Source organism: Paenibacillus montaniterrae (genome assembly GCF_018403185.1).
In the GTDB taxonomy this organism is placed as follows: Bacteria; Bacillota; Bacilli; order Paenibacillales; family Paenibacillaceae; genus Pristimantibacillus; species Pristimantibacillus montaniterrae.
In genome coordinates, this window is the sequence record NZ_BOSE01000009.1 from 125,995 (window position 1) to 140,500 (window position 14,506).

General features: G+C 48.3%; 15 protein-coding genes. 8 read left to right on the forward strand and 7 right to left on the reverse strand.

Translation table 11 applies throughout. The features are described from left to right. Positions 1–166: 166 nt before the first annotated feature. Positions 167–628: a hypothetical protein gene (locus KJS52_RS20830; RefSeq protein ID WP_213519138.1), complete on the forward strand. Its 462-nt coding sequence runs from the start codon at positions 167–169 to the stop codon at positions 626–628. Between the two features lie 120 nt (positions 629–748). Here the strand turns inward: KJS52_RS20830 and KJS52_RS20835 are convergent, their stop codons facing one another. Genes KJS52_RS20835 through KJS52_RS20845 form a run of 3 tightly spaced genes read right to left on the reverse strand, consistent with a single transcriptional unit; the run spans position 749 to position 4,772 of the window. After that, complete coding sequence (locus KJS52_RS20835; protein ID WP_213519140.1) at positions 749–1,918, reverse strand: ABC transporter ATP-binding protein; 1,170 nt, start codon at positions 1,916–1,918, stop codon at positions 749–751. Beyond that, the gene (locus tag KJS52_RS20840; protein WP_213519142.1) at positions 1,918–3,642 is read right to left on the reverse strand and encodes an ABC transporter permease; all 1,725 of its coding nucleotides are present in this window, start codon (positions 3,640–3,642) and stop codon (positions 1,918–1,920) included. The genes KJS52_RS20835 and KJS52_RS20840 overlap by 1 nt, the downstream gene beginning before the upstream one ends. Positions 3,643–3,656: 14 nt before the next feature. After that, a complete protein-coding gene (locus tag KJS52_RS20845) occupies positions 3,657–4,772 on the reverse strand; it encodes an extracellular solute-binding protein (RefSeq protein ID WP_213519144.1) in 1,116 nt (371 codons plus the stop codon). 170 nt (positions 4,773–4,942) lie between these two features. On the opposite strand from KJS52_RS20845, the gene KJS52_RS20850 reads away from it, so the two are divergent. From KJS52_RS20850 to KJS52_RS20865, 4 genes are all read left to right on the forward strand, one after another. Beyond that, positions 4,943–5,863, forward strand: coding sequence for a LysR family transcriptional regulator (locus KJS52_RS20850; protein WP_213519146.1), 921 nt, complete (start codon positions 4,943–4,945; stop codon positions 5,861–5,863). An 11-nt stretch (positions 5,864–5,874) separates the two neighbouring features. Next, a complete protein-coding gene (gene def, locus KJS52_RS20855) occupies positions 5,875–6,390 on the forward strand; it encodes a peptide deformylase (RefSeq protein WP_213519148.1) in 516 nt (171 codons plus the stop codon). A gap of 193 nt (positions 6,391–6,583) precedes the next feature. Continuing rightward, positions 6,584–7,468: a Cof-type HAD-IIB family hydrolase gene (locus KJS52_RS20860; RefSeq protein ID WP_213519150.1), complete on the forward strand. Its 885-nt coding sequence runs from the start codon at positions 6,584–6,586 to the stop codon at positions 7,466–7,468. A gap of 142 nt (positions 7,469–7,610) precedes the next feature. Then, positions 7,611–8,318, forward strand: a complete 708-nt coding sequence (locus tag KJS52_RS20865) for a DNA alkylation repair protein (RefSeq protein ID WP_213519152.1) — start codon at positions 7,611–7,613, stop codon at positions 8,316–8,318. A gap of 171 nt (positions 8,319–8,489) precedes the next feature. On the opposite strand, the gene KJS52_RS20870 is transcribed toward KJS52_RS20865, so the two are convergent. The 3 genes from KJS52_RS20870 to KJS52_RS20880 are packed head-to-tail and all read right to left on the reverse strand — an operon-like array spanning position 8,490 to position 10,751. Beyond that, positions 8,490–8,831: an AzlD domain-containing protein gene (locus KJS52_RS20870; RefSeq protein WP_213519154.1), complete on the reverse strand. Its 342-nt coding sequence runs from the start codon at positions 8,829–8,831 to the stop codon at positions 8,490–8,492. After that, the gene (locus KJS52_RS20875; protein ID WP_213519155.1) at positions 8,828–9,538 is read right to left on the reverse strand and encodes an AzlC family ABC transporter permease; all 711 of its coding nucleotides are present in this window, start codon (positions 9,536–9,538) and stop codon (positions 8,828–8,830) included. The genes KJS52_RS20870 and KJS52_RS20875 overlap by 4 nt, the downstream gene beginning before the upstream one ends. Positions 9,539–9,581: 43 nt before the next feature. Further along, positions 9,582–10,751 (reverse strand): MFS transporter, encoded by a 1,170-nt coding sequence (locus KJS52_RS20880; protein ID WP_213519157.1) that lies wholly within the window; start codon positions 10,749–10,751, stop codon positions 9,582–9,584. Positions 10,752–10,879: 128 nt separating this feature from the next. On the opposite strand from KJS52_RS20880, the gene KJS52_RS20885 reads away from it, so the two are divergent. The 3 genes from KJS52_RS20885 to KJS52_RS20895 all read left to right on the forward strand — a co-directional run bounded on the left by KJS52_RS20885 (position 10,880) and on the right by KJS52_RS20895 (position 13,192). Next, the gene (locus KJS52_RS20885; protein ID WP_213519164.1) at positions 10,880–11,569 is read left to right on the forward strand and encodes a Crp/Fnr family transcriptional regulator; all 690 of its coding nucleotides are present in this window, start codon (positions 10,880–10,882) and stop codon (positions 11,567–11,569) included. A 94-nt stretch (positions 11,570–11,663) separates the two neighbouring features. Continuing rightward, positions 11,664–12,086, forward strand: coding sequence for an Rrf2 family transcriptional regulator (locus KJS52_RS20890; RefSeq protein WP_213519166.1), 423 nt, complete (start codon positions 11,664–11,666; stop codon positions 12,084–12,086). A gap of 473 nt (positions 12,087–12,559) precedes the next feature. Next, positions 12,560–13,192 carry an NAD(P)-dependent oxidoreductase gene (locus KJS52_RS20895; RefSeq protein ID WP_213519168.1) on the forward strand — a complete coding sequence of 211 codons (633 nt, stop codon included), beginning with the start codon at positions 12,560–12,562 and terminating at the stop codon, positions 13,190–13,192. 143 nt (positions 13,193–13,335) lie between these two features. Here KJS52_RS20895 and KJS52_RS20900 read toward each other — a convergent pair whose 3' ends face one another. Further along, a complete protein-coding gene (locus KJS52_RS20900) occupies positions 13,336–14,085 on the reverse strand; it encodes a MerR family transcriptional regulator (RefSeq protein ID WP_213519317.1) in 750 nt (249 codons plus the stop codon). Between the last annotated feature and the right edge of the window lie 421 nt (positions 14,086–14,506).

The window sequence follows — 14,506 nt, forward strand, 5'->3', positions numbered from 1 at the left end:
ACTATCGTTTTTCGGATGCTTTGCTCCTTCGCTGTAGCTTTTTGAGTGCAGGACCAAGAAGCTTGGACGCTAGTAGAAAATGAGGAGCGCAGCGTAGAGAAGAGCTACGTGAGCACCGGAGCCTTCGGTAGCGTGACATATTCGCCGTCGAATCCGCCGCGAAGCGGTGCATCGTCATCAAAGTCGGAGTTTTGAACAACCTCTTCAATCGAGGTTTAAAAAGCTTGGCTTTCAGGACCAAGAAGCTTGGACGCTAGTAGAAAATGAGGAGCGCAGCGTAGAGAAGAGCTACGTGAGCACCGGAATTTTCGCTAGCGTTCAAGATTCGCCGTCGACTACGCTACAACGCAATCGCATCGTCATCAAAGTCATGCTTTTTAAACTACCACTTCCAATCGAAGTTCAAAACTTCGGCTTTCAGGACCAAGAAGATGGCACGATACTAGAAGGCGAGGAGCGCAGCGTAGGCAAAAGCTACGTGAGCACCGGAGCCTTCGGTAGCGTGACATATTCGCCGTCGAATACGCTACAACGCAACCACATCGTCATCAAAGTCGGAGTTTTGAACAACCTCTTCAATCGAGGTTTAAAAAGCTTGGCTTTCAGGACCAAGAAGCTTGGACGCTAGTAGAAAATGAGGAGCGCAGCGTAGAGCAGAGCTACGTGAGCACCGGAATTTTCGCTAGCGTTCAAGATTCGCCGTCGACTACGCTACAACGCAATCGCATCGTCATCAAAGTCATGCTTTTTAAACTACCTTCAAATAGATCATGGTTCTTTCTGCGGGAAATAGCAGCCCCACCCTCCCCCCCTCGGGACAATGGCGTTCGTGGAGCGTATGGACAAGCTGTCCATCTTTTAGTTTTACAATTAAGCGCCAGCGGACGCCCTCGTAAATCGCTTGCTGCACTTCCGCTGCAAGCAGATTATAGCGTTCTCCACGCTTCATTGCTTCCGTGCCAGCATAGGATGCGACTTGTTCAGCAAGATACACACCTGATGCCCACGAAAATGGTTCACCTTCGTCAAGCACTGTGATCGACTCCGGGTGCAGCATAATTGTGCCTTGCTTGCCTGCTGCTGATTGGGCTGGCAGCTTGCTGCAAATTCCGGCTATATTGGCTTCTGCCAATTGTACTGCCGAGTCCGCGGCATTTGATTCGTTAGGCCAAACAACCGCGTCGAGACGGTTGTGATAGCCCATAAGCTGGGCAACCCATGGTGAAGCGGGGCGCTCAAAAAGCTGATGAGGCTCGGCAAGCTGGTCGATCGCTCCGTCCCGCAATACGAGAATGCGGTCAGCGATTGCAAAAGCCTCCATCATATCATGCGTGACATACAGTGTTGCAATAGACAGCTGTCCAAGCAAGGCGGCCAGCTCATTGCGCATGTCGGTGCGCAGCTTAATATCGAGATTGGACAGCGGCTCGTCCATTAGCAGTATAGCGGGCTCAGTTGCAAGGGCGCGCGCAATGCCAACGCGCTGCTGCTGTCCGCCAGACAGCTCGGATGGACGTCGATCCAGTAAGCCATTGAGCCGCAGCAGTTCCTGCAGGCGCCCGAGTCGCGCATTCATTTCCTGTTTGCTTATTTTTTGTCTGCGCAGGCCGTAGGCCATGTTTTGCCGCACCGTCATATGCGGCCACAACGCATAGTCCTGGAACACCATATTAATCGGTCTTTTTTCCGGCGGTACGTACAATGAGCCTTGCTCAACAGGCTTCCCGTCAATAAATACACCTCCGCCGCTAGCTTGCGTCAGTCCGGCTACAATTTGCAGCAGGGTAGATTTGCCGCAGCCGGAAGGACCTAGAATACAGATGCGCTCTCCTGGTTGTAAGTCGAACGAGAGCGGATGCAGCACGGGCGTTTTGTCAAAAGATTTGCTAACCTCTCGCAAGGACAATATTGCGTTCATTATTCAGTTCCTCCTTGTTGGCGATCTAATTTGCCGAATAGCCGTTTGCCTGCCGTCTGCACCGTTAAAATAACGGCGATCACCGCCAATCCGCTTATAACGGTAGCGGCTGTCGCATAGCCGTAATTAGCAAATTCAAATGCCCGGTCAATAACTAACGGCATCAATACAAAATTAGGCGGCTGCAGCATCGACGACAGCGCCAAGTCAAATACGCTCGTTCCCATTGCCGCGAGGCTGGCAATCAGGATCGATTGGCGGGCCAGTGGCAGCACGATTTCGCGCATTCTGACTCCAATGCTCGCGCCTTGCACAGCAGCAGCCTTCAGCATCGTGCTGGACAGATTGGCAAAGGAGCCAAGCTGCACTCTGACCGCATAAGGAATTGCCCCTGCGACTGCGGCTATTACTAAGAGCGCAGGCTTACCGTACAAATGCAAGCCGATCGGCTCAAGCCATTTTTGATTCCAAATGAAAATGTAGCCGATGCCAAGCACTACCCCAGGAACGGCCAGCGACAATATCGAGAACAGCTGCAAATACGATTTGAAGCGCGACTCCGTAAACGTGATCACATAAGCGACGATAAACCCGATAACCATGCTAATTACTGCAGCGATTACAGCAATAAGCAGCGAGTGCAGCAGACCGTGCCAGAAGCTGAGCAGACGATGGTCGCCATCTGTGCCGAACAGCACCTCTTTATAATGGTGCAGCGAAAGATTGCTCCAGACGAGGCCGTTGCCCATTCGCTCCATAAAGGAGACGGCGACACTCGTCAGCAGCGGCACGCCCGCAGATAAAAGCAGAAACGCACAAACGCCGCTATTGATAAGCCAGGCTTTGCGCGGGCGTTTTTTTACCGTTTGCACCGCACGCGCATTTAAAAAGTCGAAGCGGGAGCGCCGTAGCGCAGCGATTAGAATAGCCATCGCAATTGCCAGCAGCGCAACGAGATAGAGTGCAAGCACGCCAGCCATATCAAAGCGTACTGGTGATTGATAAAGCGCGCTGTAAATCGAATACGGCAAGGTCGGAAACTTGTAGACGGTGGAAAGCGCAGCCGGCAGTCCAAAATCGCCTACTGTATCCATAAACACCAGCGTCCAGCCAGCGATAATCGATGGCGCAGACAGAGGCAAATAAACGGTGCGCCACACTGTAAATGGCTTAGCTCCGCAAAGTCTGGCGGCTTGAGCGAATTGGCGTACATTCCACTCGGTCGCTGCCAATATTGCCAGATATGCAAGCGGAAATTTGCTAAGCGCCATTACAAAGGTCAAGCCTGCTGGCGTAAAAATAAATGAAGTAATCCACGGCATACCAAGCGATTGATTAGCGATGCCGCCAGCTCCTGCAAACAGCACCCAGCCTTGTGCGATCATAAAGGATGGAACGATCAGCAGCACCCAAACTGCTGCGTCGAGCAAGCGTCCTGCTGAAAAATCCCACTGCGAGCGCAGCCATGCCAGCGCACCGCCTATTAATGTGCCGAGCGTAGCAGCGCCACCCGCCAGCGTGACGGAATTCCACAGCGATTGCCGCCATAGCGGACGATGGAACAGCTCGCCCAGAATCGTAATTTTATTAAATTGCAGCTCTCCGAAAAACAATCCCGGCAGCAGTGCATTCAGCAGCACAGCGAGCAGCGGTAAAAATATAAAAACAGCAAGGAGGAGGGTGACTCCCCCTCCCCAGCGAGCTTCACTAGCATTTCGTGTCATAGCTTTGCCTGCTCCTATTGCACATTTTGGTCAGCGAACCATGTTTTAATGTCCAGTTCATGCTCGGACGCCCACTGTGCATCCGGCAGCATGAAGCTGCCGTCCTGACGGCGCTCTTCCCGCATCTTGACGCCCTCAGCCAACGGCGTGAAGTAGCTGTCGCTTGAATCGAGCGATGCAAGCATTTGCTGGGTCTCTGGCTGCATCATAAACGATACAAACGCTTTAGCGGCTGCTTCATTTTTTGTTTGCTTGCTTATTGCGACTACGCGCAGGCTGCCTGGCGCGCCCTCATCCGGCCAAATCACTTCAATTGGCTCGCCAGCTTCCTTTAAGCTGTAAGCATTGTGCTCCTGCAGCGCTGCTACATGAATTTCGCCGCTAAGCAAAGCTTGTCCGACAGGACCATTTTTCGGGTAAACATTAAGTCCGTCCTTCATGCGCTGCTCATACATCGCTTTCGTTTCCTCTACGCCCCATTTATGAAAAAAGGCAGAGACGAGTGGATAAGCAGGAGCTGCTACAGCTGGATCGGCATGACCAACTGGACCATCGTATGCGAAAAACTGCTCCCAGGTTTGCGGTGCTTCCTCCGCGCTGACCAGCCCTGTATTGTAAGCAATAACGGCTGCCGCATGAATCCCGACTGGATAATAGGCATAATCCTCAGGCACTAATGAAGCGCCATATTCGGATAGCTGCTCAAGCTCTGGCGGCTGCCAGCCTGTCAGTAAAAAATCGCGGTCGGCCAAGCTGCGAATCGAGCCGTGTCCATCCATCAGCAGCACATCCCACTGCGGATTGCCACGCTCTGCCTCGATTTTGGCTAGCGCTTCGCCTCCACCATAGTGAACAGCTTCAATCTCAAAGCCAGTCTGCTCTGTAAACAGCGGACCAACAATATCAACGAAATCATTGCCGTATAAGTAAATTTTTTCTCCTGTATCCACTGGTTCCTTGTCAGCTGCTTCGCCTGGAGCTGGAGCAGCCGTATTTTCGTTGCTGCTTGCTGTGTTGGCAGGCTGCTGAGAGCTGCTCGTATGTGCAGGTGAAGCGTTGCTGCCACAGCCTGCTGCTACTACACTTACGAGCAAGCAGAGCACCAGCGTTCTAATTTTAAATTTGTTCATGATTCCCTCCCGGTTTTATCCCTCTTTTTCATAAGGATGATTGTGGTACTGGAATCATTGTAAGCTTGGAGCTTTATGCTTATATCAATGGAGCGTTAACATAAAGTTAAATATAATTAATGATATAGATGATATAATAGATATTATTAATGATAAGAAGGAGTTAAGCGATGAATTTGCAGCAATTAAAGGTGTTCGTGCTTACGGTGCAGCTGCAAAAGCTGTATCTGGTCGCCGAAAGACTAGGGATTACGCAGCCGACTGTGACGTTCCATTTGAATAAACTGCAGCAGGAGCTTGGCGTAGCGCTGTTTCAAAGCAAATCCTATCATGTGCTGAAGCTGTCAGAGGCAGGGGAAGACTTGTACCATTATGCAAAGCATATTGCGGTTATGTCAGACGAAATTGATGTATTGATGGATGAGCATCGGCAAATGCGTCGGGCGCGCCTGCTCATTGGCAGCACGCATACGCCAGCTACCTATATGCTGCCTAGGTACATTGCTGAGCTAAAGCGGCATCACCCGCAGCTGGCGATTTTGCTTGAGGTTAAGCCAGCGCCATTTATAATGGACAAAATTAAGGCGTATGAGCTGGATATCGGCATTATATCGGAAACGTCAATTGAAGACGATGAACTGGTATCCGTTCCATTGACGAAGGATGATCTAGTCGTTGTCTTTCACCCTGAGCACCCTTTCGCGACATTGAGCGATTCGCAGTGGCAGCCGTCATGCTTGGCGCAATACCCGATTGTGTCGCATGAGCAAGGCTCAATTAGCCGCCAATTGATTGACAATTGGTGCGAGCGGCAGCAGGTCGAGCTGGACGTTGCGATTGAGGTGTCGGGCTCGGAGGCGCTGAAAGCAGCTGTTCTGCAGCAGCTTGGCTACGGTATTTTATCCGAAACCGCAATAAAAGGCGATGTGCAGCAGGGGGCGCTTATCGTTCGACCGATTCCGCGGTGGTCCTCTGAGCGTCATATATTTGCGATTCGTCATAAGAAGAGACTGATTACGCCGGCGATACGTCTATTTTGGGAGCAGCTGCAGCGCTCATTTCAAATCGAAAGAGAATTTTATCGAAAGTGAAGGTGGTTAAGATGACTGTTAAACAAATTTTACCGTTTGGCGATCCAGTCCTGCGAAAGAAAGCGAAGCCTGTAACGGAGCTGAATGCAAAAACGTTGAAGGTGCTTGATGATATGGCTGAAACGTTGTATGCGCGTGAAGGCCGCGCCGGCTTGGCAGCACCGCAAATCGGCTTGCTGCGCCGATTGGTTGTAATGGATTGTGGTGACGGGCTAATTGAGCTGATCAATCCCGAAATAGTGGAAGCAAAAGGGGAGCAGCTTGGCCCCGAGGCCTGCTTGTCCTTTCCCGGCTATGCCGGTATTGTCAAGCGAGCGCAATTTGTAAAGGTGACAACGCTGACGAGATCGGGAGAAACCATTACGCTAAATGCGGAAGGCTACCTGGCGCGCTGCATGCAGCACGAAATCGATCATCTGAACGGTGTACTGTTTGTTGATCATGTTCGTGACAAATGGCTGTATCATGAGGAAACCAAGCAGCGCATTGATGTGCTGCAGGTTATTGCATTGACGAATCGAGTCTAGCAGCTGCTGGACTCAGCGTCCTCGGACTAGTAAATTTGTGTAAATGGCCCCCCTAGTATGCAAAGTAGGCTATAATGGAAGTTGATAGTGTCTTGCAGCATGAAAAGATAGGGCAAAAGCTTTCGAAGTACTTTTCATGCGAGGCTAAATCATTGCAAGTAGCAGCATGAAAAGTTTGAGGAGGGTATGCCGCATGAAATTAATTGCATCGGATATGGATGGAACGCTACTGAACAAGTACTGGAGAATAAGCGAGGAAAATCGTCAAGCCGTGCTGGATGCACAAGCAGCGGGCATTCATTTTGTTATAGCTACAGGCAGACCGTATACGAACGTCAATGTCATTCTTGAGGAAGCGGGCATTTCTTGCCCGGTTATTAGCCTAAATGGGGCCCAAACTCATGATGCCAACGGTAGACTTATTGCTAGTCAGCCTTTGACCAAGCAGCAGGTTCGTGCCGTTCACAATATTTTAGTAGAAGAAGATATGTATTTTGAGCTGATGACCGATATCGGTGCGATCAGCTTGAGCTATGATCGTTATGTCGACATTATGAACTTCCATGGAGAAATCGAGCTGTCGCATTTATCGCAGCAGGAACGGCAGGATACGATACTGCGAATGTGCGAGGAGCGAATTCGCAATGAGCGCTGTCAATTTGTCGACTCATTTGAGTCGTATTTGGAAAATGAACAGCTGGACATTCTTAAAGTATTTGCATTAACGAAAGATGAAGAATGCTTTAAACGCTGCGATGCGCGCGTGCGCGAGCTTACTGGGCTGGCCATCTCATCCTCAGCATTTGGTAACTTGGAGATTAATGCTGAGCGTGGCAACAAAGGCTATGCTGTCATGCAATATGCCGCATCGCTCGGTATAGAGCCTGCGGAAATTATGGCGATGGGTGACGGCTTTAATGACTTGACGATGCTGCAAATGGCAGGCAGAGGGATTGTGATGGGCAATGCACCGCAAGCGCTGAAGGATTTAATTCCGCTGCAGACGAAGAAAAATACGGAGCACGGTGTAGCGCATGCAATTCGCGAGCTGCTTGCGACGGTCGACGTCGTTCGTTAATAGCGCTTGTTTTTAATTGGGAATTATAAATGAATTCATATTTTGAAAATAGCTGAAAAGTCACTTTTTAGAAAAGTGGCTTTTCTTGTTCAATTTAATCGTATCGTTGGCATAAGAGCGGCGATGAAAGGAGAGGTTAAGCATGACGTATGAACAATTGCTGGAAAGTCTTGAGGGGCTTGGATCAGAGCAGATCAAGAGGATATATATTAATCATGGAGCTAAGGAGCCATTGTTTGGCGTAAAGACTGGCGATTTGAAGAAGCTGGTCAAGCATGTAAAGAAGGATCAGGATTTGGCGCTGCGTTTATATGCCTCTGGAATTTATGATGCGATGTATTTGACTGGTTTGTCCGTAAATCCAAAGCTCTTGTCTAAGGAAATGCTGCAAGCATGGGTTGAACAAGCGAATTGCTATGCATTGGCGGAATATACGGTTGCTGGTGCTGCTGCAGAAAGCGAACATGCCTTGGAGCTGGCTAGAGAATGGCTGCAGTCGCCTGAAGAGATGATTGCAGTTTGCGGCTGGAGCACCTATACCAATTATTTGTCGATCACGCCTGATGAAAGCTTGAATTTGCAGGAAATAAGGGATCTGCTACAGAAGGCGAAAACGAAGATCCATGAGGAGCGTAATCGCGTCAGATATGCGATGAATGGCTTTGTTATAGCGGTAGGCAGCTATGTGCCAGCATTAACAGAGGAAGCGAAGCAAGCTGCCGAGCAGATCGGCAAGGTGCATGTCAATGTAGGCAACACAGCCTGCAAGGTGCCGCTTGCGACAGACTACATTAAAAAAGTAGAAGCGATGAATCGTGTGGGAGTGAAGCGCAAAACCTGCATCTGCTAAGGGCAGGCAGACAAGCAGACTATGCTCAAATTATTCCGACTATATAAATGGACAGTAACTACTAAATGCGGCAACGCACATCCAGCTCATATGCAGCTCACATGTGAAGCATCACATTGTACGGCAACCTCACTATGCAGTGCCGCATAGCATAGCCATAACTCTCTACAGCTAGCCACCCAGTGCTGGCAGCCACAGGCGCAGCAGTGCCATAGCCAGCACGCCTACAATAACAGTGAGGGCCAGGCTGCGCGTCCATATCGCTGCAATCGTCGTAGGAATAAGCGCCAGCAAATAGCGCCAGTCTACGACAAGCTTGTAGCCAGCTTCGATCGTCCATAAACCTTGCACGACGAGTGCCGTCAAGATGCAAATAGGAATATAGCCCAGCCATTTGCGTACAATAGTAGGCAGCTCAAACCGTTTTACGATAATAAACGGCACAATTCGCGGGATTAGCGTAACGAGACAGCAGCCGATGATAATGAGCAGCATCGTTGTTGAAATAGTCATCGCGAAGTCATCACTCCAATCGTCGCAGCTGTCATCGTGGACAGCAGCACTGCAAGATGAGAAGGCACAACATAGCTGTAGAGCAGCATAAACAGCACAGTATAGCCCATGATAGCTAAATAATGCGTCAGTTTGCTGCGGTTATGCTGCAGCTGAAGAATGAGCAAGGCGACAAACATCGCTGGCAGCGCAAAATCTATGCCAAGCGCATCCGGGTTATGAATCCATTGTCCAATCGCCGCACCTGCAAGACTGGATAATAGCCAGCATAGATAGGCTGTCAAATTAAGCCCGGTCATCCAATCGGCATTGAGCTTCGGCTGCCCAGCATGCTTGGTTGCAGCGACGCCAAAGGTTTCGTCGGTTAGCAGCGCGCCAATACTAATATTTCGCTTAAGCGAATAGTCGGCAAATGCAGGAGCGATCGTTAATGCCATTAAAAAATGCCTTAGGTTTACGATAAAGGTAGTAGCGATAATAACAGAAACAGGTGTATGTACAACGAGCAGGGCACATATGATAAACTGTGCCGAGCCAGCGTAAACAAGCAGGGACAGCAGCGATATTTCAAGTGGGCTCAAGCCCGCGGAAGAGCCAACGATGCCGAATGCGCCACCGATTCCAACATAGCCAAGCAGTGTAGGCAGACAGTCTTTAACCCCTTGCCCAAATTGTGCCCGCTCAGAGGATTGGCTTAACCTATTCATAACGAACACGAATCCTTTCCTGGTAATAAGGATCGCCAGACTGTCAGCTGACAGCCTGATGATTCTTATCTGTATTTTTACGTGTAATCGAGAATAAAGCAAGCAGCAGTGCAAAAGCCATTAGCAGAGCAGCAGTCCATGTTGTATTGGCAACATTATTGGTGCTATCTATAATATAGCCGCCAATGCCAGAGCCTGCGGCAATGCCAATTTGCAGTGCCGAGTTGTGAATGCTTTGCTGAATATCAGCAGTAGCTGGGTCGGTCTCAATCAAGTAAGCCTGCTCCGGAGGGGAAACTGCCCACGACATAATGCCCCATAAAACTAGCAGCACGACGAATAAGGCAAAGCTGTCTCTCGTAAATGAGATCGCCAGCAAGGTGAGCAAAAACGTTGTTACAATTGCAATAATCGCTCTGCGCGGATTAAGCTTGTCCGACAGCATGCCGCCAATATAGCCACCTGCAATCGCCGAAAAGCCGAAAATAAAGTAAATGATACTAATTTCTCCTGCACCCAAGCCATAAAATTCCGTCAAATAAGGAGACAAGTAAGCGTAAAATACATAGTGACCGCCTATGGCAAACATCATCATCCCATGAGCGGACAAAATTTTAATCCGCTTAATTGCGCGAAGCTGATCGCGTATCGTTATTGCTTTACCGGCAGGTACCCGGTCTATCCCGACCACAATAATGAAAAATGCGATAATCGTCAGTACGGATGCGAATAAAAATATAATCCGCCAGTTCCAATAATCACTGATCAAGACACCAATCGGAATTCCGATTACGATGGATGAGCTGATGCCCATCGATACCAAGCCAATCGCGCGTGCCATATAGCGTTCCGGCACAACCTTGACAGAAAGCGTAAGAGCAAGTACAACAATAAGCGAGCCTGAAGCAGCATTTATAACACGGGCGAGCATAAGCATTTCGTAGCTGGCTCCCCAGAAGGAAAGCAAAGTGCCGACGAAAAAGACAGCCAAAGCTGCAAGCATTATCTTTTTACGCTCAAATTTTGAAGTAACGATAAACAGAATCGGTCCTGCCAATGCGAATATTAAAGAAAATACGGTAATGAGCAAGCCTGCTTTAGTAATGCTAATTTGCAGGTCTGCGGCGATTTGCGGTAGGATGCCGCCAATAATAAGCTCGATTAGCCCGACGACAAAGGCCGAAATCGTTAAGGCAACTACTTTAATGTTCATGTTCTGATGTTCATTCCTTTTGTTGGAACCTGATGATTTTAAGGTTTCTCTCATATTTCTGATCTATTATAAAGAATAACAACAATGTGAAATAGGACATATGTCCGAAAAGCCGAGGGGGACATTTTATGGTGCAGCAAGAAATCGAACAGTGGTTGGAGCAATTTGAGCTGCAAAGCTTATTTCATGAACAGACATGTGCGCAAATGATTATTCATAGGCTTAAATCAGGCGAGACGCTGATCCAAAGCGGCGATCAGTTGAATATGCTGTATGTGCTCGTGGAAGGCAAGCTTAAAATTTCCATGACGCTGCCTAATGGACGCTCGCTGCTGCTGCGATTCTGCTACCCTGTATCGATGATCGGAGATGTCGAGCTGGTCAATAAGGAGCTTGCCAATTGCACAGTTGAAGCTGTTAGCGAGGCAACCTTAATTGCTGTTCCACATCGCGTGCTGCAGGAGCGTGAAATGAACAACCCAACCTTTCTTGTCTATTTGCTTGATCAGGTGTGCCATAAGCTGAATACGATCTCCTTGTCTGCAAGTGTTAATTTGCTTACTTCAGTAGAAAGCAGATTTGCCAGCTATTTGCTGTCCATTTCCCAAAATCAGCCGTATTTGCATTTTAAGCGCGGTGAGCTGGAAACAACGAAGCTGACGGAAATTGCCGAGCTGCTTGGGACCAGCTACCGTCATTTGAATCGGGTTATGAAAAAATTTATTGAGCAGGGCTTGATTGAGCGGCAGTATAGCGGTATTGTGTTGCGTGATCTCCAAGGACTGGAGGAGCTGAGCAACGGTAACCTTTACCGTTAATCCAGGTCAGACAGCAGCAAACAACAACTTTTTTAATAAACTGTTGCAATTTTTAATAAATGTAACTATAATAATTACATTGGAGTGAGAAAAAATGGTCAATCATCGGATGTCAGTTGCGCTTCATATTTTAAGCTTAATTGCAATTACGGAGCATAAAGAGCAGCTAACCTCAGACTGGATCGCGAACAGCGTAAACACGAACCCTGTAGTGATTCGCAGGCTAATGTCCAGCTTGAACAAAGCAGGCTTGATTCGGGCAGGGCGCGGCTTAAAAGGAATGACGTTGACACGCGAGCCAAGTGAAATCACGTTGCTTGATGTGTACAAAGCAGTGGCTCCTAATCATGAGCTGTTTGCCATTCATCAAGACCGCAATATGGACTGTCCGGTCGGCTGCAATATTGAGCATAGCTTGAACAATATGTACGGCGAACTGCAAGGGAAGCTGGAGCTGGAAATGAAGCAAAAGACGTTAGCGATGCTTTTAGCGGGGGTTCAAAAAGCGGAGCTTTGATGACGATGTTAGGCGTTGCAGCATAGTCGGCGTCGAATATGTCGCGCTACCGAAAGCTCCGGTGCTCACGTAGCAAGTGCCTACGCTGCGCTCCTCACTTTCTAGTATCGCGCCATCTTCTTGGTCCTGAAAGCCCCGTTTTTGAACTGTCATTGAAGGGGAAGTTCAAAAACTGGACTTTGATGACGATGCGATGCTTCGTAGATTAGTCGACGGCGAATATAGCATTCATCGGGAGCCTGCGGTGCTCACGTACCAAAACCGTACGCTGCGCTCCTCATTCCCTAGCTTCATGCTATCTTCTTGGTCCTGAAAGCCCCGTTTTTGAACTGTCATTGGAAGGGGAAGTTCAAAAACTGGACCTTCTGACATCTCAATTTAGCATTAGATCGGATCTAGCTGTAGCTAGTCGATCTTTTTTTCTCACCACTAATGTAACTTTTATTATTACAATTTATTAGGAGGAACAGATTATGAAAATTGCAGTAATTGGAGCAACCGGCAAGGCAGGAGAAAAAATTGTGGAGGAGGCTTTGCAGAGAGGGCTTGAGGTGACAGCGATTGTTCGTGATGCTTCCAAGCTTCAAACACAAGGAGTAACGGTAATTGAGAAAGAGATTGCAAGCTTGCAGGCAGAGGATGTTGCAGCTTTTGATGCAGTTGTTAATGCGTTTGGCGCACCTGCTGGTGCTGAGCATTTGCATGTTGAGTTGGGCAAGCATTTGATTTCTATTTTTGCAGGCTTGTCTACACGCTTAATCGTTGTTGGTGGCGCTGGCAGCTTGTATGTGGACAGCGAGCTGACAACCCGCTTAATGGATACTCCGGATTTTCCAGCGTTGTATTTGCCTACTGCACAAAATCAAGGCCGCAATCTTGAGGATTTGAAGGCGTCTGATATTAACTGGACATTTGTAAGCCCGGCTGCCTTCTTTGATCCAGAAGGACGCCGCTCAGGCTCTTATACATTGGGTGGAGAGCAGTTGATTGTTAATGAGCAGCAAGAAAGCTATATTAGCTATAGCGATTACGCAATTGCCATCGTTGATGAAATTGTCGAGCCTAAGCATATTAAGCAACGCTTCAGCGTAGTCGGCTCAAAGTAAAACTGTACAGTCGGTCGACATGATATTAAATAAGACGAGTATGGAAGATTGCTTAGCTCCACACTCGTCTTATTTGTGCTTAGGTTATTTTACAGTCGCCGACTGTAAATGATTTTAAGTTGGTTGCATGTAGCAGCTACTGCTTATTGCTTTTGCAAATTGCCCCAGTACGCCATTGCTTCACTCATATATTGCGCCAGCCCTTGACCATATTGGTCAATGTTGGCTGTAAAACGCTCATCCTGAACATACAATTGGCCTAGCCCGATAAAGGCGTCATAGCTGTAAGTTCCAAAGTTGGAGTTAAGCAGCTCATACCAGCGCTTCACAAGAGCCATTGTTTCTTCACTGTCAACCGGTGTACCGATGCGGTCTGCCAGTCCTTGATAAATTTCATTGCACTGCTGTTCAAGCTCAGCCTTTTGCTGCTGGGATAGCTTGCCGAGACGCTGCTTGCTTTGGTCCACAGCTTGGTCTCCCCATTTTTCACGAGCTTCCTGCTCATACGGATTAATATTCCACTTTAATCCTGCAAATTTTTCTTCTGTACTCATCTGTATTTCCCCTTTCACATGTGCGATTGTTCGATCAATGGTAGCAATCATCACCTCTAGCTGTTCTCGCTTCGCGAGCAGCGAGCGTCGCTGGAGCTGAAGCGCTTCAAAGGTGTTGAAGTCAGGGCTTTGCAAAATGCTGCGAATTTGCTTCAGGCTGAAGCCAAGCTCTTTAAAGAACAAAATATGCTGCAGCGTTTGCAAATTTTCTTCAGAATACTGTCTATAGCCAGCTTCTGTTACATGATCCGGAATAAGCAAACCAATCTCATCATAATGATGGAGGGTGCGTATGCTTACGCCGACAAGCTGTGAAACCTGCTTTACATTCATTTGTATCACCTCTGTAGGTTATATCTTAAAGTATCACGCAACGTAAGAGTCAACATAGAAGATGTTTAAAAATCTGGACTTTGATGACGATGTTTCGCGTTGTAGCATATTCGACGTCGAATATGACACGCTACCGAAGGCTGCGGTGCTCACGTAGCTTGTGCCTACGCTGCGCTCCTCGCCTTCTAGTATCGTGCCATCTTCTTGGACCTGAATGCCCAGATTTTTAAACCTCGATTTGAAGGGGATGTTTAAAAATCCGGACTTTGATGACGATGTGTTTCGTTGTAGCGTAGTCGACGGCGAATCTTGATCGCTAGCGAAAACTGCGGTACTCACGTAGCTTTTGCCTACGCTGCGCTCCTCGCTTTCTAGTATCGTGCCATCTTCTTGGTCTTGAAATCCTAATTTTTGAACCTCAATTTGA

Coding starts and splice junctions, on each gene's coding strand:
- KJS52_RS20880 (WP_213519157.1), bottom strand. CDS start 10,751: ATGAACATTAAAGTAGTTGCCTTAACGATTTCGGCCTTTGTCGTCGGG.
- KJS52_RS20840 (WP_213519142.1), bottom strand. CDS start 3,642: ATGACACGAAATGCTAGTGAAGCTCGCTGGGGAGGGGGAGTCACCCTC.
- KJS52_RS20895 (WP_213519168.1), top strand. CDS start 12,560: ATGAAAATTGCAGTAATTGGAGCAACCGGCAAGGCAGGAGAAAAAATT.
- KJS52_RS20875 (WP_213519155.1), bottom strand. CDS start 9,538: ATGAATAGGTTAAGCCAATCCTCTGAGCGGGCACAATTTGGGCAAGGG.
- def (WP_213519148.1), top strand. CDS start 5,875: ATGACTGTTAAACAAATTTTACCGTTTGGCGATCCAGTCCTGCGAAAG.
- KJS52_RS20885 (WP_213519164.1), top strand. CDS start 10,880: ATGGTGCAGCAAGAAATCGAACAGTGGTTGGAGCAATTTGAGCTGCAA.
- KJS52_RS20845 (WP_213519144.1), bottom strand. CDS start 4,772: ATGAACAAATTTAAAATTAGAACGCTGGTGCTCTGCTTGCTCGTAAGT.
- KJS52_RS20890 (WP_213519166.1), top strand. CDS start 11,664: ATGGTCAATCATCGGATGTCAGTTGCGCTTCATATTTTAAGCTTAATT.
- KJS52_RS20860 (WP_213519150.1), top strand. CDS start 6,584: ATGAAATTAATTGCATCGGATATGGATGGAACGCTACTGAACAAGTAC.
- KJS52_RS20870 (WP_213519154.1), bottom strand. CDS start 8,831: ATGACTATTTCAACAACGATGCTGCTCATTATCATCGGCTGCTGTCTC.
- KJS52_RS20835 (WP_213519140.1), bottom strand. CDS start 1,918: ATGAACGCAATATTGTCCTTGCGAGAGGTTAGCAAATCTTTTGACAAA.
- KJS52_RS20850 (WP_213519146.1), top strand. CDS start 4,943: ATGAATTTGCAGCAATTAAAGGTGTTCGTGCTTACGGTGCAGCTGCAA.
- KJS52_RS20865 (WP_213519152.1), top strand. CDS start 7,611: ATGACGTATGAACAATTGCTGGAAAGTCTTGAGGGGCTTGGATCAGAG.